Genomic DNA, 19247 nt, shown 5'->3' with positions numbered 1-19247 from the left:
GCTATGGTAACTCGCCAACTCTGGCGCATGTGGATATTGCTTTTCTGCAGAAACAGGCGAATCATAGGCCCAGCGGCGCATCCAAAAGAATGTGAGTACTTGCGGCTGCCCGTTTCGTCCCGAGGCTTTTATGAAGTACTTCCGCCTACTCTGTTCCCTGTTGATCTTCGCTTCGCTCACTTATGGGCAAGTAACGATTACAACGCCAGATAAGGAACCAGCCAAAGCTGCAGCCAAACCGACTGAATTGCCGCCTGACTTGCAGGGGCGTCCGCCGGTCTCGAAGCAAACCCGCATTGAACTGATCCGCACCTTGCAGGCGGAGTTTGGATTTGCGAAGAAGCTCTTTCCCAAAGGCGATAAGGGACTTCAACTGACCACCTCGGGCCAGATTTCCCCGGACGATCAGGCCATCATGATGCAGGTGGCAGCGAACGGCCCTGCGGCGCGTCCGGGCGACAAGCTGCAAATCACGGATGTCGTAATCAAGGGCAGCGAGATCGTGTTCGACATTAATGGCGGATCTAGGCGCAAAGGGCATTGGTACGATCACATCGAAGTGGGCGGCGGCGGTGGAATGACTCCGATCCATCAGGAAAAGGGCGCTGCCAACCCCGGATGCACGCTGTCGCTGGTCTTCCCGAAGTATGTCCCGGAGATGACTACCGCAGATGTGAAAAAGCTGCTCGAGCCAGTTATCGATTTTTCTGTGAAATCGCCCACGCAGGCATACCTCGACACGCTTCCACCGAAGCTGAAGACCTCGATCCAGAACCATGAGGCGCTGGTTGGGATGAGCAAGGAGATGGTGATCGACGCTCTCGGCCGTCCACCGAAGCGCATTCGCGAGTCTGACAACAATGTCGATTACGAAGAATGGATCTATGGCGAGCCGCCGGGGGATGTGCAGTTTATTCGCTTCGTGAACGAAGAGGTCATTCGCGTGGAGCACAGCCAGGTTGGCGGCGAGACCACGATCAAGACCGCGCGCGAGGTGAAGGTAAACGCCGTAACCGGCGCGGCGACGATGATCGATCCCAACTCACCGCAAACGGCAACAGCGGCGCAACCCGAACAGACCCAGACTGCGGAAGCCAAGAAACCGCCGAAGCCTCCAACACTGCGTCGTGCGGGCGAGGAGCCCGAGGATCAGAAGGCTGCATCGACGATGCCGGGCGAGCTAGGTTCGAAGCCGATTCCGGCTGGAGGATCGACGCAAGAGCCGGAATGGGGAACGAAGCCAGCACCGACGACGACGGGCGCAGCACAGACCGGACCCGCGCAGAATCCGCAGAGTCCAACGACTAGTTCTCCGGATGCGCCGTTGCCTGGGGCCGGATCCTTGCCGCCGGTCGATCCAAAGTAATCGGGTGATCGGGCGAAGTGAAATAAATCCAAATTGCAAATCTGACGGGGTTGCGTGGATGCTTCGCCCGCGGATCTAGGGGATCTTCACATTGCTAATTCCAATGCAAAACGGCATTGGTGTTTCTGGAGTGAACGATCTCATTTCAAACCTCTGCGTTGATCCGCGTCCAATCCGCGAAATCCGCGTCAGGTTTTGGCTTCTGCTTCCCCTGATTGACGCTCGGCGAACTGATTTCCTCGCGTACAATAAGAACGTAATTTCCTTTCTGGAGTCACCAATAAGACATGGCAAAGATCGCCAAGACAGCGGACCGTAAGAAGGTCATGGACACATCCAAGAGCACGGATTGCCCCAAGTGCGGCAAGCCGACCCGCATTGTGAAGCGGGTGAAAGATCGCGAACGCGGTGTGGGCGGAGGGGTATTCATCTCTTGCTCAGCGTGCGAGTTTTACGAAAAGCTCTAGCGGGCTTTCGAGATTGGATCAGGCCGGCCGCATGCCGGCCATTTCCATTTCTGCCGTGCGCAGCGCCGAGCTCAGCTCGCGGACGATTGCGGCCGCTGCCTCATTGCGGTTCGGGGCGGAAAGTATTGGACGTCCTACGACGATATGCGATGCTCCCGCCTGGATGGCTGCAGTGGGCGTCGCCACACGAGATTGATCGCCGAGATTTGCTCCCACTGGACGGATGCCGGGAGTCACGATCGCCATCTCCGGACCCAGCGCGGAGCGCAGCTTCTTAGATTCCTGCGGCGAACTGACAATCCCGCCACATCCCGTCGACTTCGCCAACATCGCCAGCCGCAGAACCTGATCGGGCATGGAGCCTTGCACTCCTGATTCTCGAAGGTCCTCTTGTGCCAAGCTGGTGAGCACGGTCACAGCCAAGATAGTTAAAGGCTGCGGAGCTTGCTTTGCGGCTTCAGTGGCTACCGTCAGCATCTTGCTTCCTCCTGCAGCATGAACCGTGAGCATGGTGACACCCAACTCGGAAGCCGCCTTGACGGCTCCGGCCACGGTGTTCGGGATGTCGTGGAGTTTCAGGTCGAGGAAGACTTTGCGCCCGGAGTTGACCAGCTCAGAAACGATCTTTGGCCCCTCAGCGGTGAAGAGCTGAAGACCGACCTTGTAGAAGGAAACCGAGTCGCCGAGCTCATAGACGATCTCCTGCGCATCGACGGCGGAAGGCACGTCCAAGGCGACGATCAGGCGGTCTTTTGGGGAGGTCACGCTGGCATTCTAGCGCGAAAGTCAGTACCGTCCGCGGTAACGGATGGGTCAAGAAGTCAATGCAGACACACCCGTCCTGCTACCGCGGAGGTATTGAGCCACTTGGGAATTATCGAGGGGAGTTGAGCATTGCCAGATCGGAGGTCGCTTCTGGCGTTTCGACTACATCGAGTCGGACTTTGGCTAGCCCGCGACCGCTCATTTTAAGAATCCTGGCGGCTCCGTAGGAGAGGTCGATGATTCGATCGGTTGGTACCGGGCCGCGGTCATTGATCCGAACCAGAACCCAGCGGTGGTTGCGAAGGTTGGTGACCTTCACCCACGTGCCGAGCCGCAGCGTGCGATGCGCGGCGGTGAGCTCGTACATATCGTACGGCTCGCCACTGGCGGTCGGCCTACCTTCAAAATAGGATCCATACCAGGAAGCAGTGCCTACGTCGAAGGGCTTGGTGCGCTTCACGCGCGTTGGTTTGTGTACTTCCGTGCGCTGACTCGGCTGAGCGTTTGGAGTAATCTCATGATCAGAACGAGTAGGCGCAGACGCAGCCATCGAGCCGGAGACAAATGCTCCGACGGCGATGGTGTTAAGCACGACTTTGTGTACGCGTTTCACCTTAAACTCCCGAATCAATTCTCTCCGATTCGCCTGCAGTAATTATAAGAAAACAAAGCAGCTGTCGTTACTTTTTATTTTAAGAACGCGAAAATAACTGTTGCATTTTTGCATCAGTTGTGGTTCCCAATTCGGCGGTTTGACGGTGGCGAACGCTCCGAATTTAGAGCTCCCCGGGCCTGTCGAGAGTTGCACCTGTACACGGTCAAAAACAGAGCTTTAGCGGGCTTGTTTTGTTATATTTACCTCTGCATGAGCGAAGATCCGCCGAAAGTCGTTCTGACCATTGCCGGTTTTGACCCCTCCTCGGGTGCCGGCATCACGGCCGATCTGAAGACCATCGCGGCCCATCATCTATATGGGATCGCCTGCATCACTGCTCTAACCGTCCAAAGCACCCAGGGAGTCAGTCGGGTTCAGCCGGTCGATCCGACGCTGGTTTGGGAGACTTTGGAAACCCTGATCGCCGACGTTCCGCCCGCTGCCGTGAAAATAGGCATGCTGGGATCTGGGGAAATCGCTGAGACGGTGGCCGACTTTCTCAAGTCGTTCCGTTTGCCCAATGTCGTGCTTGATCCAGTGTTGCGGTCATCTTCAGGCACTGAACTGCTTGACGGGACCGGCTGGGAGGTTCTCCAGCGTCGACTTTTTGCCTCCGCTGATGTGATCACGCCGAACCTCGAAGAGGCAGGTTTCCTGGCCGGAGTGCCAGTTCGCGACCTACCTTCCATGAGGGAGGCGGCCGGCATCCTGGTCCGGGGAGGCGCGAAATCGGTAGTGATAACCGGGGGCCATCTCGACGATGCGACTGACTTGCTCGCCGAATCGGAGCCCAACGGCGGCGTGGCATGTCGAACCTTCGTTGGCGAGAAGATCGCAACCATGAATACCCATGGAACCGGGTGTGCGTTTTCGGCCTCGTTGGCATGCAATCTGGCGCAGGGACTCCCGCTGACCGAAGCGGTTCAAGCCTCAAAGAGCTACGTCAAAGGAGCGTTAGAGAATTCGTATGCGATCGGCAAGGGAGTAAATCCCGTTAACCACCTGTTTCGAAGTTGAGCTTTTCTTAGAACGGTGTGGGTTTCACTGCGACCTGAAACGGGGCCATCACGGTCAGCTCGTGGGCGGTCCAGAAAAAGGCGCACTCCACCCTCTTCCGCATCCAGCCCGGAGATGCTTGTGGCACAGCCGACAATGCAGATTGAAGCTTTGCCGCAAACGCCGCAGCGCGGTCGATCTCGCACCGCGCACGTACACATGGAAGCTGCGGAGGCAGGCTGAACACGACCCATTGACGTCGGTCGAGGTTTCTGCCGTCATCAGCAGCTGAGGCTTTCTCCTACGCATAAGCATAAAGGTCGCTCTGGGTGGGGGAGGCACTCGCTCAATGGATACGGACTGCCCAGAGCCCCGGAAATATAGGAGGTCAGGAAGGGGCGGTTACTATCGGAACCGAGGACAGGGGGTAGCTATTGGCACCAGGCCTTAGCGCCTAAAGCGGCGACGCGCAAAAGTGGGCTTGTGGGTTCGCGTCTACAGCGACAGGATTCATTAGTGCACGCCCCATACCTTCAAAGGTAATGCGCATTACATCTCCATCTTTGAGCTTTACGTCCTCCCCTGAACTGAAAGCGTCGGCGCCGAAGAAGTGGACGTGCACATCTCCAGGGCGACGATGCAGCCCATGTTTGAAGTGGTGGTATTCGATATTCGCGAGGCTATGGCACATAGCCTTCTCGCCGCTGTGAATCTCGCGTTGCCATAGAAGTTCCCCGTCGCGCTTGATCGCGACCTCACCGGCCAGAGAGTCGAACTGCGCATCGGTCACCAACTCCGGCCCGATCGCGCAAAACATGAGCTTGGAAGCCGCAAGATAGAGGTAGTTTTTCTTTTCCACGACATGATCGGAGAACTCGTTTCCAATTGCCATTCCGAGGCGGCGCGGTGATCCGGCTGCGTCGATGATGTAGATACCCGCGATCTCTGCCTCTTCACCACCGTCCTCGGCGTGAGGTGGAATCAGCAATGGCTCTCCATGAGCCCGCAACATCGTCCCACAGCCCTTGTAGAACCACTCAGGCGAGGTGCCGATTTGTCCGTGCGCAGGGCGTCCTCCCTCGATTCCCCACTCGTACATGCGCATACTGTCGCTTGGGGCATTTCCCGAGGCATGCATGGCCTGGCGACTTTGAGCACTCTTGAGGTGAGTTAACCCAGTCCCGCTTAGAAGACATCGAGCGGGCTCATGTGGATGATCGATGGCTGGCATGATGCGCCAGTCCGAACTGCCTGCGTAAATGTCATCGTACGAAAGCGAGTCGCTTGCGCGGAGTTTCTTGGCTTGATCAACGAGGGATTCGTGTACGGCGAGCGCCTGCTGGGCGAGTGCGTAAATAGAATCAACTCGGCTGAGCAGATGTACGCGCTCATCCTCGACTACTCCGACACCCCGGCGGCCTGTTCTATCTTTCAGTTGCAGCAATCTCATCGCAAAGCTTCCACCACCGCCGAGAAGTCTTGTTCCCCCCATCCGCGCGCGCGAGCAAGCTCGAAGAGTTTCAGAGCGGCGCGGCCCGTCTCAAACTGCACGCCATGGTTGCGCGCTTCGCTGATGGCGTATGTGAGATCTTTCTCCATGAGATGGAGGACAAAATTTACGTCGTAGCTTCGCGATACCATGCGAGCTGAGAGCGCGTTGATTAATGGACTGCCGGGTGCGCCTTTGTTGAGCATTTCGAGCGCTCGCTCCCGATTTAAGCCGCTGTGCTCAATCGCAGCCAAAGCCTCGGCCAGGGAAGCCACCTGCACTCCGCAGAGATAGTTATTGATCAACTTCAAGAGCGCTCCACTGCCGTTGTCTCCGAGATGGATGACGTTGCGGCTCATCACCGAGAGCACCGGCCGGATTCGTTCCACCGCGGCAGCGTGGCCGCCGATGAGAAACTGAAGTTCTCCGGCGGTAGCCTGGGATTTACTGCCGGTGACTGGAGCATCGAGGAACTCGCAACCGCGCTCCTTCGCAGCTTGTGCGAGTTCTCGAATCCACTTAGGAGAGAGAGTGCTGCACTCCAGCGCGACTGCGCCGGGTTTGATCGAAGACAGAATGCCATTCTCGCCAAGCCACACGCTTCGCGATGCCGCATCATCTGCCACCATTGAGATCACTACATCAGAAGCTCTCGCTGCCTCGGCCGGTGTGGCTGCAACATGCGCGTCCATATTTTGCAGCGGCGCTGCTCGTGATAGCGTCCGGTTGTAGACCTTCACGGGATAGCCTGCTTTCAACAGTCGGCTGGCCATGCCTGAGCCCATAATTCCTAGTCCGATGAACCCAATCTGCTCCATAAATGAAAAGACCCTCGATCTGCTCGATTTCTCCTGTCCCAGACTGGGAAGTGATTACGCACGAACCATTGAATATTGCGATTCAGAAACAATCAGAGGTTGTATGCGTCGAACCGTAAGCAGGATAAGACAGAACGCCGCGACATGAAATGTACTCACGATCGCAAACACGGCGCCGTAGCCGAAGCCGTGGTCGAGCAGATATCCGACCACGATTCCGAATACCACCCCGCCCATCGATCCGCCGAAGCCAACCAGACCCGCGACTGAGCCCACGATGCGACGTGGAAAGAGATCCGTCGGAACGATCATCACCAGCGTTGACCATGACTGCTGTCCGAAAAACGCAATGCTAAACAGTACAATCGCCCACTGAACGGGAACCCGCGGAACAAAGACGATCAAAGGCATCACGGCAGCACTTGCGCCCAAAGCGGCCTTTCGCGCGAAGTCTAGAGAACGCCCTCTTCCAATCAGCCATCCGGAAAACCACCCGCCAACGAGACAGCCCACACCGGCTGCGGCATAGGGAATCCAGGCGTAATATCCGACTTTCTTGGTGTCGAATCCGCGCACGTCATACAGATACTTGGGCAGCCAGAACAGGTAGAAGTACCAGCCGGCGTCGCTGAGGAACTTGGCGATGACTAATCCCCAGACCTCTACGAATGAGAAGAGCTTGAACCACGAAGTCCGGCCCGACATGCTCGGCTCAGAGAAGACTTCTCTGATTTCTACACGTTCACTATCGGTGAGCTTTGCATGTTCCGAAGCGGGAAAGTAGTCGCGCCACCACCAGAGCGCCCAAAGAGGGCCGAGAATTCCAACCGCCACAAATACCCAGCGCCAGCCGGCCGTCATGATGATTGCTGCGATGGCTGGTGGCGCTGCGACAGCTCCTACCGCAGTGCCCGCGTTAATGATGCCCATTGCCAGAGAGCGTTCTCGGGCGGGAAACCATTCCGCAACGGCCTTCGTGGCGGCAGGAAAAGTTCCGCCTTCGCCCATGCCCAGCAAAAATCGAAACACTGTGAGCACGGCAACTCCAGTCGCGAGAGCATGACCAGCGCAAGCGATTGACCACCAAATCATGATCAATGCGAAACCGCGCCTGGTTCCGAGCACGTCGAGCAGGCGTCCGCCTCCGACGTACATCAACGCGTACGCTACCAGAAACGCCGCCTGCAATTGCGAGAACTGTATGTTGGAGATTGGAATATCGCGCTGTATTGCCGCGATCGCGACGGAAACAGTCTGGCGGTCGAGATAGCTGATAGCGACTGCAGCGCTGACCAGCATTGCGATTTTCCAGCGTAATCGCATGAATAAAGATTCCTAGTGCCTGCATCGATAGCTGTCAACTCAGAAACTTCAGAAACGATCCGGCAGAAAAGGTTTTAATCGTTTGGACTGGTACACTCAGTCGAATTTCGAGAGCAAAGGACCATGAAGATCACGGAAGTTCGAACAAGGGTTGTCGAATGGCGCGGCCCGAGTGTTCCTCCGCAACCGCATTTCTGCACAAACCCGATAGACGTGCTCGATCTTGGCGGCGACGCTATGGCCAGCTTTCGCTTCCATGGTTGGCTCATCGTAGAAGTGTTTACCGACGATGGGCATGTTGGAATCGGCAATGCTGCGCTATCACCGAGAGTAACAAAACAACTGATCGACATCTATCTCACGCCTCTTTTGATCGGGAAAGACCCTTTCGACAACGAGTTTCTCTGGCAGCACATGTATCGGCAGACGATTGCGTTCGGTCGCAAGGGCGCTGGCATGGCAGCGATCAGCGCAGTCGATATTGCTATTTGGGATTTGATGGGCAAAGCCACGAAGCTGCCGGTCTTTCGTTTGCTTGGAGGCAGAACAAAAAAGCGAATTCCTGTTTACGCGAGCCGTCTTTACAGCCAGCCGCTCGATCAACTCGCCGGCGAGGCAAAGGGCTACAAAGACCAGGGCTACACCGCGATGAAGCTGCGCTTTGGATGGGGACCACTCGATGGCGCAGCAGGCATGCAAAAGAATGTGGATCTGGTGAAGACGGTTCGTGAAGTCGTTGGCTATGACCTCGATCTGATGGCCGACGCATACATGGGCTGGAACCTAGATTATGCGCGCCGCATGATTCCTCTTCTGGAACCATATCAACTGCGATGGCTCGAAGAAGCGGTAATTCCAGATGACATCGGCGGACTCGCTGCGCTCAAAGCCCTGGGAACGATACCCATCGCGAGCGGGGAACACGAGTTCACTTTATACGGATTTCGCGAGTTGCTCGATGCGAAGGCCGTGGACTACATCCAATTCGATACGAACCGAGTCGGCGGCATCACACAGGCTCGCAAGATTGCAGCGCTTGCCGAGGCTTACTCGGTGCCCGTAGTACCTCATGCCGGACAAATGCACAACTTTCATGTGGTGATGGCGAGCCTGAATTCCCCGATGGCTGAATTCTTTCCGATCGTTGATGTTGAAGTTGGGAACGAACTGTTCTGGTACATCTTTAGGGGAGAACCGACTCCAGTGAACGGCTCCATCGATTTAAGCGATGAGATTCCCGGATTGGGCCTCACCATTCAGGAGGATGCGCTGAAGAAGTTCGCCATTATTGAGTAAAGTTCGGCTCTCATTTGCCCGCCTTTGATCGTTTCACGATTCCGTCGCCTTCGCGGATTGTGAGTATCTGGTTCGCTGCTATTTGGGTGAAGCGCTCGATTTTCTGCGTCGTCGGCCACTTCACCTCGATCAGATCGACGCTTTGAGCGCTTCCCAATCCGAAGTGCAGGCGGAGATCGCTTTGCGACATCACGCTCCCGCCGCTGTGTACTTCGTCCATTTGCGCGTGTTTACCTGTGATCACTCGCACGCGCGCTCCAATCGCCGTGCGATTGCAGTGCGTGCCGACCAACTTGAGCTTGATCCAGTTCTTCGCGTTGCCGCCGTCGTTGCGCAGCAGGGAAGGCAGATCGTTCATATTGAGAATTAGCGTGTCGATGTCGCCATCGTTGTCGTAATCGCCGAAGGCTGCGCCGCGGCTTGAGAACTTCTCGCTGATTCCTGGTCCCATTTCCGCAGAGACGTCTCTGAATTTGCCGTTGCCGAGGTTCTTGTAGATCAGTCGTGGGTTCTTGAAGGTCTGTCCGACGTCGTGCGAGTCGATTTCAGGGTACACATGACCATTGACCTGCAGGATGTCGGCCCAGCCATCGTTGTCGTAGTCGATGAATCCGCAGCCCCAGGCTACGTAGCGGTTGTTGATTCCCACGCCTGATGCAAAGGTCACGTCGCTGAAGGTGCCATCGCCATTGTTGTGGTACAGATTGCAGGTATCATCGGCAAAGTTGGTTTTGAAGATGTCGAACCAGCCATCGCAATCGTAGTCGGCTACTGCAACGCCCATCCCTGATTGCTCGTGTCCATCAGCGCTGTAAGCGCAGCCTGCCATGACTGCAATGTCGGTAAACGTGCCATCGTGGTTATTGTGGAAGAGAATGCTCGGCTCCGAGTCGACGGCAACGTAGATGTCGGGCCAGCCGTCGTTGTCAAAGTCGTACGAGACCGGAGTGATCGAATATCGAGGGCCGGGCTTGAGAATCCCCGCTTTGTCGCTCACGTCTGTGAAGGTGCCGTCGCCGTTGTTGTGATAGAGGATGTTCGTGTCGCCGGTCAGGCCCCGCGGGCCGCACATTACCGGAATACCTTTCCACTGGCAGTAAATGTCATTTTGGGACGGCAGCTTCTCCGGATCGAGCTTGATGTAGTTGCAGACGAAGAGATCTAAACGGCCGTCGCGATCGTAATCCAGCCAACAGGAGCCGGCTCCCCAGCGAATCTGCTCGTTGTAGAGTCCCGCTTTCTGGGTTACGTCCGCAAAAGTTCCGTCACCATTGTTGTGGAACAGAATGTTGTGCCCCCAGAAGGTGCAGAAGAGGTCGTCCCAACCGTCGTTGTCGTAGTCGCCAACGCAGACGCCGGTCTGCCATCCGGTGCGCGCGAGGCCGGATTTTTCTGTCACGTCGGTGAAGGTGCCGTCGCGATTGTTCTTGTAAAGATGCGAGGCGGGCGCCTTTCCCGCAGGCCACTTCGTTTCGAGACGAGTGCCGTTCGTCAGATAGATATCCAGCCATCCGTCGTTGTCATAGTCGAAGAAGGCCAACCCGCTGCCCTTCGCCTCGATGATGTAGCGCTTGCGATCGACCGCTCCCCAGACGTTCGGCGCGTTTAATCCAGCTTCGCGTGCGACATCGACAAAAGTGACGGGGGTTGCCGCAGAGACCTTCGGCTTGGTCTCAATGGATACTGAATTTCTCCATCTCCACAACGGCGTGGTCAGCGCGTCAAGCATCGTGCTGCTGAGTGCGAATAAGGAGGAGCCGAGGAACCGTCGCCGGGAGAGGATCATGTAGGTAGCGGATCAACCATTGGGAGTGAACAAATTATAAGGTCCGATCAGCGACCAAGAGAGCGAACTGAAGCAGTTGCTGGCGAGCTTCGGGCGTGATCGTCGATCGCGGATGTTCATTGGACGCAGGCGCGCTGGCTAGAACCTGCTCGATACGACCAATATCCAACCCGCTGCTCGTGTCGCTGGACTTGAACCTCTGCAAGACCTCACGAGCTTTCGCGATCTGGCCGGTTTGATAGTAGAAGACGCCTAACGTCGCATAGCTCCCCGGCCATTCCGGCAGCAGATCTACCGAGCGCTCCAGCCGATCGGCTGCTTCGGCGTCCTTGCCCTCAAGGACGGCGACCAGGCCCATGCCCCACAGCAGCTTTCCTGAATTAGGAATCCTGGCCAGTCCTTGCGAAAGCGTGCTCCTCGCTGCGTCTAGGTCGCTTCGGCGGAGCTGGGCGAGACCCAGGGAGAGGTAATACTGATCGTTGTCTGGACTCCGCTGAAGGGCTTTATGAAACGCCGCGATCGCATCGTCAGTGTTGCCAAGGTGAGCCTCGATATCACCTGCGAGGGCGAGATATGCGTCTTCCTGCTGCGCAGACTCGGAAATTGTCTTGGCGGAAGCCAGTGCCTCGGTATAGTTGCCGGTCCGGAAATACGCTTCCGCCAAGTCAAACTTCACGTCGTCGGATTCGGAATTGACTTGCAGTGCGGTTTGAAAATGCTGAATGGCGGGTTGGTACAGATGATATCGGGCCAGCAGCACTCCCAGCGCAGTCTGCAAACGTTCATCGCCCTTGCTGAGCTGATCGAGCTGCGCGATGGCCTGCAGCGCCTCCGCGCGATTTCCCAATTTGAACTGCGTGCCGGCCAACAGATAAAGGTCCTGCGTGCTGTCGGGATGCTGCTGAACTCGCTCTTTTAACTCTGCGACATCGACTTCGGCGCGAGCTTGCGGGCTAAGACTCGCGCGATCATCCAGATAATCGAACAGGTGGGGATGATATGCGCCTGCGGAAGTATCTTTTGAAAGCGTTTGAAAGGTCGCGAGGTCTCGGTCTGCTGCCTCAGTCTGATGCAGGCTGCGCTCGACCATTGCGAGCTTGTAGTATCCCGAAGCGGGATTCGGACTGAGCTTTACATAGCGCCGCAGCATCTGCGCCGCTTCCGCGAAATTCTTGCTCGCGATGCGGAGATCGGCCAATTCCAGCAGCGCGTCCGCCAGGTTTGGATTCAATCGCAAGGAATCACGAAACAGTACTTCGGCCTTCGCCGTGTTGCCTTGCCGCTCTTCGATATATCCGAGGTTAAAAATGCAGAATGCGTTGCGAGGATCGTGCTTGAGCCCTTCGTGAAAATACTTTGACGCCTCTGCGAATCGGCCCAAATGGCGGTACGTGAGCCCGAGAAGCGCATAAGAGCGAGCCGAAGGATCGAGAGAAACTAACGATTGGAATTCATCGAGAGATTTTTCGACCTTTCCAGAAAGGAAATAACCCTCACCCAGGGCGGCGCGCAAATCCGCCCGCTGGGGAGCCAGCTTGACACCCGATTCCAAAAGGGGAATCGCATCTTCGAAGTAGTTTTGCGCGATGCTGCTGCGTCCGAGCAGAAGGATGATGTCGAGGTTCTCCGGCGCGAGCTTGTGCGCGCGTACCAAGGCATCGAGCGCATCAACGGAGCGTCCCTGGCCGGCATAAACCTCGCCGAGCACGTACAACGTATCCGCCGACTCAGGCTTGATCTTGAGTGCGCGGTTGAGCGCGATCTCCGATTTCGCGTAGTCTCCAGCGCGAAAATAGGTCTCTCCCAGGTTACGCAGGATCTCGAAGGTTTCGGGCGCGAGTGCGTCGGCGGTTTCAAGCTCGAGTAATGCCGGACGATATTGTTTTTCTCCCGCTAACAGCATGCCCAGCGTGAAATGCACCTGTACCTGGTCTTTGTGCGCAGCCGAAAGTTGCTTTGCGAGCGCCAGAGCTTGAGCTGTATGGCGTGCGTGAAGATACGCGCGAACCAGATTCATCTGGCTTTGTACATTCTGTGGCTGCACGCGTTTGAAGCGCAGAATGGCCTCGGCCGGCTTGCCGGAACTTAGGAGCAGGACGCCAAGGTCGTAGTTTGCCTCGGCATTCGCCGGCTGGCTCTGTAAGACTCTCCGGAATTCCTGCTCAGCAAGAGCAGATTTGCCTTCCGCGATGTACAAGTTTCCCAAGTTGATACGCGTTCCCGCCGAGTTCGCATCCAGCTTGAGAGCGTGCTGCAGTGCGTTGGAGGCATTGGAGAAGTCCTTCTCGCCGGTGTAGATGATCCCCAGCAGGTTGTAGGCTTCGACACTCGACGGATTTTCCGCGATTGCCTGCGTCAGCTTCTCTTTGGCTTCGGCGGTCTGGCCCTGGCTCATCAGCGTTTCCGCTTCTACCAGGAGTGGGTCGCGATTTTGAGATGAGTGGGGCGCTTTTTGTGCGAGAGCCTGACCACAAAGGATGAGGAGAATCCAGCAGAGACTCAGGAATGCACAGCGGTTCCAAAATGGTCTTCTTGGTTCGGCTCCTGATACAACTGCCAGGCCCGAAGGGCCGGAATAAGCGGAGCCCAGCGGCGTAAACCCTGGGTAGACAAATCCGAATGGTCGAGCCCTGAAAGGGCGACATTTCATTGCCCCAGTGCCAAATATCGTTCGCCGGGAGCCGTTAATGGAGTTCAATTCTGAGGAAGGTCTTTTCACGCCGCAACAACTGTCTAGTTCTGATCGATAATACGTGTCGCCCTTTCAGGGCTCAGGCAGAACTGCCTTTTATCAACCAGGGCTCACGCCCCTGGGCTCCGCATCTTTCGGCCTTTTGGGCCTCTGGTTCTCTGGTTTTCGTACGCGCGAAAATGCAGGCTCACTTTAGCATTTCTAGTGATTGCTGGGCGATTTTGTTTTCCGGTTGACGCTGTAACAAGTCCTGCAACACCGATCTGGCTTTCTCCTTGTCGTTCATCACGGCGTAGAGACGCGCGAGATTGAGATATCCCTGATCCAGATTGGGCGCGACGCGAATGCAGCTTGCGAACTTCTCTTGTGCTTCTGCGTAATGTCCCTGGCGCACGAGAAGAACGCCGAGATTGTTGAGTGCGTCAGGATAATCGGGCCGCAGGGCTAAAGCTCGTTCGAAGTATTCAGAAGCTTTCGGAAACTGATTCTGTTGTGCATAGACCATGCCCAGGTTGTAGTTCGCCTCCGGATTATCAGGTTCGGCCTCCAGAGCGCGACCAAGAAGATCCTCGGCCTCCGAAAAATTGCGTGCCCGGCGATACAGATTTCCTAAGTTCAACAGAGCCGTCGCATAGTTCGGCTTAATGCTCAGCGATTGCTGGAAGTCGCGAACCCCTTCTTCAGTCTGGCCTGTTTGCGCAGCCAGCATTCCCAGATTGTTCCATGCTTCCGCGTGCGTGGGGCGCAGCTTCACCGTCTGTTCCAGATATTGGCGCGCCTGATCGAAATCATTTTTTCGCAGATACAGAGTGCCGAGGTTGTAATACGCCTCCGGTTCCTGCGGTTTGGCTGCGATCACCTGTTTGAAGGACTCGACCGCCTCATCGAGATAGCCGCGCTGAAACAGCGCTACGCCGTAGGTGAAGTCGTTGCGGCCAAATGTGCCGAGATGAAGTGTTCCCGGAAAGGGAAGAGCTTTCGTGATGCGAGATTCATCTCCAGGCGAGGTGGAGCGTATGTCGCGAACCAGCTGGTCGGGATTCACGTCGCCCTGAAAAACTTTCACGATCATTCCTGCCGGATCGACGAGAAACGCTGAAGGAATCGGCAGATCGCGATGGCGATCGAAAAGGTAGCGGAAGGTCACGTTGTAAATTCCCGCGATCTCCGGACTCGCGAGCAGGATGGGAAACGAGAGGAGGCCAGTTGTCGCAGCAAACGTCTTAATAGAGCTTTGATCCTGCGCATCGTCAACGTTAACGGACGCGACCTTCAGACCAACGCTGCTTAGGTCCGCCCTGTGCTGCTCTAGCAACTGAAGATGTTTGCTGCACGCGCTGGACGATTTCGTCCAAAAATGCAGCAACACCCAAGAGCCACGAAGCGATGCAAGCTGCCAGGATTTGCCGTTCAGATCTGGGAGCCCAAAATCTGGAGCCTTTAACGGCTGAATCAGCCAAGTCTCTACGGAATCCGGCAGCGGGTCGCTGTTATCCCGGGCAGCCTCCGGACCGAAACGGGCTTGGGCAGCAAACGGCTTGGCAGCGAACCTGTCGGATCCCTCCTCGATCTCAATTCGGGAATTTATAGGCAGATCGGCAAAGGTCTGCGTGAGTCCGCTGGGCCAGTGAACAACGGCTCGAATCGGTGCGGAGGAATCTCCCAAACCAAAGAAAAGCTCCTTGGTGTGTTGCGACAAAAATCCCGAACCGGCTTGCACGTATTTCGTCTGCCGATGCGGAGCCTCGATCGTTACTGCAGCGCCGACCGCATCGCGATTGCTCTTTGTGCCGCGCAGGCGAAAGCTGATCGAGTGCCCAAGCTCAGTCATTACATTTCGCAGCACACGCACCTGCGGCGCGTTGCGGTTCTTGATTACGACTTCAGGCCGGCCGTCGTGATCGAGATCGAGTAAGGCAAATGATCGGGCGTCGTCGGCAAAATCGAGGCCCGCGGCCGCAGAGATATCGGAGAAGCTGCCGTCGCGATTATTCAGATAAAAGACATTTCGTTCCGGCCCATTCCACGAACGATCCGAGCGGATGAGTTCATTGATTGCGTTCCAACCTAGTTCATAAGGGGAACTCGGAGTCGCCGAAGCGGGCGACCTGGCGACGACATGTCTCCAGAAAAAACTCGAGGCATCTTGCGCGTCGAAGCCCGAAATGTAACCGTTGGCAATGTAGAGATCTGAATAGCCGTCATGGTCGAAGTCCCATGCGTCCGACGACCAGGCCCAGCGGCCTACGGCGGCATTTGCAGTTGCAGCGGCATTTTCAAATTTGTTAGTTCCGACATTCCTGTACAAAGAATTGCCGCGAGCATGCCGTCGATAGTCGGCGCGTACTTCTTCTGAATCGTTCTGATGAAAAACCTGCTCCTCGGAAATGCGCATTCCTGCCGCCGACCACATATTTGCGACATAGATGTCCTGCTTACCATCATTGTCGTAGTCGAACCAGCACGCACTCATGCCTGCGCCAGCATCGTTGGCGTGAGCGTCCGAGGAAATGGCGGTGAAGGTTCCATCGCCGTTATTGCGATACAGATTGCTGCGGCCGAAGTCGTTGGCGACGTACAGATCCGGCCAGCCATTTCCGTTCATGTCGCCCCACGCACAGGCAAAGCTGTAGCGATCATTTTCGACATTCAAACCAGCAGCGTCGGTGCGGTCAATGAAGGTGCCATTGCCCTCGTTGTGCATGAGGAAATTAGGAGGCCCATTTCGGGCATCGAAATACGGAGCTGGATAGTGATACTGATCGAGGCCTAAATAGTAGTTGTAGAGGCAAAAATAGATTTCGAGGCGGCCGTCGTGGTCGTAGTCAGCAAGAGCGGCGTGGGTGAAGGTGCCTTCCGGAGGCCGTTGAAACTTGAATGCGTCAGGCTTGAGCGAGTACTTGCCTTTGCCGTCGTTCAGAAGGAGCAGGGGACCACTTCCACAAACTACGAGCAGATCCTGGACTCCTTTGTTTTCAAAATCAGCAAAGAGCGCGCAGGAGGTATTGTCGAGAACGCCTAGTCCAGAACTTTCAGTTGCATCTTCAAACGTGCCATCGCCCCGGTTGCGATAGAGACGATTGGGTAAGCCTGCGGGCTGGCAGATATAGAGATCATCGAATCCATCCCCATCGAAATCGCCCACGGCAATGCCGTTGTTTCCATAGACGTCGATTCCGCAAGCACCATCGAGAACGGTGCGCCAGTAGTCGTTTCCGTGCAGGAGTTGATGTTTATAGGAGTCGTTTGCACCGAGCGCTTTGTCCGTGATGTCTGCGAAGAGCGGAGCGCGAACGCGAGCGGCACTCTCTTCCTCGGCTTCCCATTTCAGGATTCGCCATTGACCTTCGCCGGCACGCGACCACTGCATCCGCCAATGTCCGATTCGCTGCTCGCAAGCGCCCTGCGCCTGCTGACCGGCAATTTCATATCGAATTCGCGTTTCGAATTGAGATGGAGAGCTTTCATGCAGGGAGAGGAGATGAAACTCAGCAACCTCGATCTGATTAAAGGCCTTAAAAAACAAATCGAAATTGCGAATTACAGCCTCGGCTTTGACGTCTTGCGCACTCCCGAACTGCCGCCGCCGCACTTCCATTTCATACAGCGAGCGAACCACGCTGTCGCGAACTGGAGAAAAGGAAATCGCTTCCACCCGCGAACCAAAGTGTTTTCCCAAAATGGAAGAAGATCCGCCCGCCTTCAGTTCGCGCGACCACTCCGCTAGTACTGCTTCGAGTTCCGCAGCATATTTCTCGCTGAAGAATTCATCGGCTCCGGGCAGGAGTTGAACGAACATATCTTCAATGGGAGGCTTGGTTGCGTAGTGCGGAATTAAATGACGGTCGTGAAACTCGCAATCTGAGCCTATTCGATTTCGGTCTGTCGAACGAAAGGGAAGGCCGGCAAGCCTTCCAGGCAGAAAGAGCACTGGCGCCCAGCGTAACTGTTTGAGCAATGTTCGGCGGGAAATTGTGATTGATTTGTGAGAAGCCGACATTCCTCAATTGCGCCCGGGGTGGTGTGCTCGGATGCTAGCATTTGCGCGCTTGAAAGCGAAACACCAACGACGTGGGGCCGGGCGCCATCGCCCGGGTGTTGCTTTCCCATCCCGCCGTGGCCTCAGGCGTGCTTTTCGCATGAGCAGAAGCGGAGAATCCATGGCGCATTCATACACGTGGGATTCTGTAAATCCGTAGGCATTCCTCACATTGACAGCCGTGCTTTGGAATGACAGAACGCAACAGCAAAACCCGGGCGAGGGCGCCCGGCTCCACGTTAGATTGGCGGAATCGGTACGAAAGCGGCGTGCATTGGTGAGCGCTCTTCAACCGGCGCTGGCCCAGACGACTCGCCGACGATCAGCTCCGCCCCAATTAGATACTCCTTACCCTGTGGATTTGACGACACCGAAAGTTCGTGCAGGGCATCGGCAGCGATCTTGCCGAGCATCTCGCGATGGACATCAACCGTGGTAATGGTGGGGTTGCTGTATTCGGCCAACCGCGTCTTATCGAAACCGGTTATGGAAATTTCGTCGGGTACGCGAACTCCTGCTTGGAACAGTCCCTTGATCACGCCGACCGCAGTGAGATCATTGATTGCCATTACTGCCGTGGGTCGCGGATTGAGTTTTGCAACGGCATGGCCTGCGGCTAATCCACCTTCGAAACGGAGATCACCGCGCAGGATTGGTCCTGGCTCGAGTCCTACCGCTCGCATCGATTTCTCATAGGCCTTCAGGCGCACCACATTCGATTTCAAACCAGGTCGGCCGGCAATAAATGCAATCCGGCGATGTCCAAGTCCGTAGAGGTATTGCACTATCTGCTGAATGCCGGCTACGTAATCGATCTTCAGTTTGCTCACGTACTCGCGCACGGGAGCGAGATCGAGAAACGTAACCGCGATTCGCCGGCGCGCCAGTTCGTGAATCAACTTCAAGCTAATCTCGGAAGTCATCACGGCGACACCGCGGACCTTGTGTTCCATCATGCGCTCGGCGGCTTCACGCGTGCGTCGCGGATCGTAATTTGTATCGCTCAGGATCGCTTCGTATCCGAGTTGCCGCGCGCGTGTTTCAAAGCTCTTGATCACTTCCGGGAAGAACGGGTTTTCGATATCGGAAACGATGATGCCAAACGTTTTCCCCGCGCCAGATGCAAGTCTGCGCGCATGCGCGTCGGGAACATATCCCAACAATTTCACCGTAGAGAGAACGAGCCTCTGCGTCTTCTCGCCGACCTTGCCGGTCTTGTTCAGCACGTTCGAAACAGTTGCAGTCGAGACGCCCGCAGCTTTTGCAACGTCGAGAATGGTGAGGCTCTTCGCGCGATTGTTCGGCGGGGTTGGCAAGCGATTTCCCGTTGTATCAATTGGGCCCAGCAGAGATGCGGCGGAGTATAGACGATCAAAAAAATCTTGACAATGTTCAAATCAACGTGATATCCCAAGACACCAACGCAGGTTAAGCGTTTAAGTTGTTTTAGCCGTTTCGAAAGAAAACGGCGGTTGTCTTAAGCAGTTGGGCCCCAAGTAAGCAGACTCCTCGCGCTGGTCCCCGAGCGCCGCTACTTGCCGACTCTCGGACTAGG

The 19247-nt window shown here is 56.1% G+C and carries 13 protein-coding genes; 4 read left to right on the top strand and 9 right to left on the bottom strand.

The window, feature by feature from the left end:
- Positions 1–130 precede the first annotated feature (130 nt).
- Both VFU50_19430 and VFU50_19425 read left to right on the top strand, forming a co-directional pair.
- Complete coding sequence (locus VFU50_19430; GenBank protein HEU5235038.1) at positions 131–1366, top strand: hypothetical protein; 1236 nt, start codon at positions 131–133, stop codon at positions 1364–1366.
- A gap of 287 nt (positions 1367–1653) precedes the next feature.
- The gene (locus tag VFU50_19425; protein HEU5235037.1) at positions 1654–1833 is read left to right on the top strand and encodes a hypothetical protein; all 180 of its coding nucleotides are present in this window, start codon (positions 1654–1656) and stop codon (positions 1831–1833) included.
- A gap of 18 nt (positions 1834–1851) precedes the next feature.
- On the opposite strand, the gene pyrF is transcribed toward VFU50_19425, so the two are convergent.
- Positions 1852–2598 carry an orotidine-5'-phosphate decarboxylase gene (gene pyrF, locus VFU50_19420; protein ID HEU5235036.1) on the bottom strand — a complete coding sequence of 249 codons (747 nt, stop codon included), beginning with the start codon at positions 2596–2598 and terminating at the stop codon, positions 1852–1854.
- Positions 2599–2707: 109 nt separating this feature from the next.
- Entirely contained in the window at positions 2708–3211 is a 504-nt protein-coding gene (locus VFU50_19415) for a septal ring lytic transglycosylase RlpA family protein (protein HEU5235035.1), read from the bottom strand.
- A 252-nt stretch (positions 3212–3463) separates the two neighbouring features.
- Between VFU50_19415 and thiD the strand changes: the two genes are divergently transcribed.
- Positions 3464–4270 (top strand): bifunctional hydroxymethylpyrimidine kinase/phosphomethylpyrimidine kinase, encoded by an 807-nt coding sequence (gene thiD / locus VFU50_19410; GenBank protein HEU5235034.1) that lies wholly within the window; start codon positions 3464–3466, stop codon positions 4268–4270.
- A gap of 433 nt (positions 4271–4703) precedes the next feature.
- On the opposite strand, the gene araD1 is transcribed toward thiD, so the two are convergent.
- The 3 genes from araD1 to VFU50_19395 are packed head-to-tail and all read right to left on the bottom strand — an operon-like array spanning position 4704 to position 7879.
- Complete coding sequence (gene araD1 / locus VFU50_19405) at positions 4704–5699, bottom strand: AraD1 family protein (protein HEU5235033.1); 996 nt, start codon at positions 5697–5699, stop codon at positions 4704–4706.
- A complete protein-coding gene (locus tag VFU50_19400; protein ID HEU5235032.1) occupies positions 5696–6556 on the bottom strand; it encodes an NAD(P)-dependent oxidoreductase in 861 nt (286 codons plus the stop codon). Before VFU50_19400 ends, araD1 begins: the two co-directional genes overlap by 4 nt.
- 54 nt (positions 6557–6610) lie before the next feature.
- Positions 6611–7879, bottom strand: a complete 1269-nt coding sequence (locus VFU50_19395; GenBank protein ID HEU5235031.1) for an MFS transporter — start codon at positions 7877–7879, stop codon at positions 6611–6613.
- Positions 7880–8002: 123 nt separating this feature from the next.
- On the opposite strand from VFU50_19395, the gene VFU50_19390 reads away from it, so the two are divergent.
- The gene (locus VFU50_19390; protein ID HEU5235030.1) at positions 8003–9175 is read left to right on the top strand and encodes an L-rhamnonate dehydratase; all 1173 of its coding nucleotides are present in this window, start codon (positions 8003–8005) and stop codon (positions 9173–9175) included.
- A 10-nt stretch (positions 9176–9185) separates the two neighbouring features.
- On the opposite strand, the gene VFU50_19385 is transcribed toward VFU50_19390, so the two are convergent.
- The 4 genes from VFU50_19385 to VFU50_19370 all read right to left on the bottom strand — a co-directional run bounded on the left by VFU50_19385 (position 9186) and on the right by VFU50_19370 (position 19008).
- Positions 9186–10904 carry a CRTAC1 family protein gene (locus VFU50_19385; protein HEU5235029.1) on the bottom strand — a complete coding sequence of 573 codons (1719 nt, stop codon included), beginning with the start codon at positions 10902–10904 and terminating at the stop codon, positions 9186–9188.
- A gap of 91 nt (positions 10905–10995) precedes the next feature.
- On the bottom strand, positions 10996–13611 hold the full coding sequence (locus tag VFU50_19380) for a tetratricopeptide repeat protein (protein ID HEU5235028.1): 2616 nt from the start codon (positions 13609–13611) through the stop codon (positions 10996–10998).
- 229 nt (positions 13612–13840) lie between these two features.
- Positions 13841–17452 carry a tetratricopeptide repeat protein gene (locus VFU50_19375; protein ID HEU5235027.1) on the bottom strand — a complete coding sequence of 1204 codons (3612 nt, stop codon included), beginning with the start codon at positions 17450–17452 and terminating at the stop codon, positions 13841–13843.
- 479 nt (positions 17453–17931) lie between these two features.
- Complete coding sequence (locus VFU50_19370; protein HEU5235026.1) at positions 17932–19008, bottom strand: LacI family DNA-binding transcriptional regulator; 1077 nt, start codon at positions 19006–19008, stop codon at positions 17932–17934.
- Between the last annotated feature and the right edge of the window lie 239 nt (positions 19009–19247).

The organism is Terriglobales bacterium (assembly GCA_035764005.1).
Classification (GTDB): Bacteria; Acidobacteriota; Terriglobia; order Terriglobales; family Acidobacteriaceae; genus Gp1-AA112.
This window is presented reverse-complemented; position numbering and strand designations above follow the sequence as displayed.

What these genes read in the sequence shown, in the direction of transcription:
- VFU50_19430 (HEU5235038.1), top strand. Translation starts at nt 131, where the DNA reads ATGAAGTACTTCCGCCTACTCTGTTCCCTGTTGATCTTCGCTTCGCTC.
- VFU50_19425 (HEU5235037.1), top strand. Translation starts at nt 1,654, where the DNA reads ATGGCAAAGATCGCCAAGACAGCGGACCGTAAGAAGGTCATGGACACA.
- thiD (HEU5235034.1), top strand. Translation starts at nt 3,464, where the DNA reads ATGAGCGAAGATCCGCCGAAAGTCGTTCTGACCATTGCCGGTTTTGAC.
- araD1 (HEU5235033.1), bottom strand. Translation starts at nt 5,699, where the DNA reads ATGAGATTGCTGCAACTGAAAGATAGAACAGGCCGCCGGGGTGTCGGA.
- VFU50_19400 (HEU5235032.1), bottom strand. Translation starts at nt 6,556, where the DNA reads ATGGAGCAGATTGGGTTCATCGGACTAGGAATTATGGGCTCAGGCATG.
- VFU50_19395 (HEU5235031.1), bottom strand. Translation starts at nt 7,879, where the DNA reads ATGCGATTACGCTGGAAAATCGCAATGCTGGTCAGCGCTGCAGTCGCT.
- VFU50_19390 (HEU5235030.1), top strand. Translation starts at nt 8,003, where the DNA reads ATGAAGATCACGGAAGTTCGAACAAGGGTTGTCGAATGGCGCGGCCCG.
- VFU50_19385 (HEU5235029.1), bottom strand. Translation starts at nt 10,904, where the DNA reads ATGCTTGACGCGCTGACCACGCCGTTGTGGAGATGGAGAAATTCAGTA.
- VFU50_19380 (HEU5235028.1), bottom strand. Translation starts at nt 13,611, where the DNA reads ATGAAATGTCGCCCTTTCAGGGCTCGACCATTCGGATTTGTCTACCCA.
- VFU50_19375 (HEU5235027.1), bottom strand. Translation starts at nt 17,452, where the DNA reads ATGTTCGTTCAACTCCTGCCCGGAGCCGATGAATTCTTCAGCGAGAAA.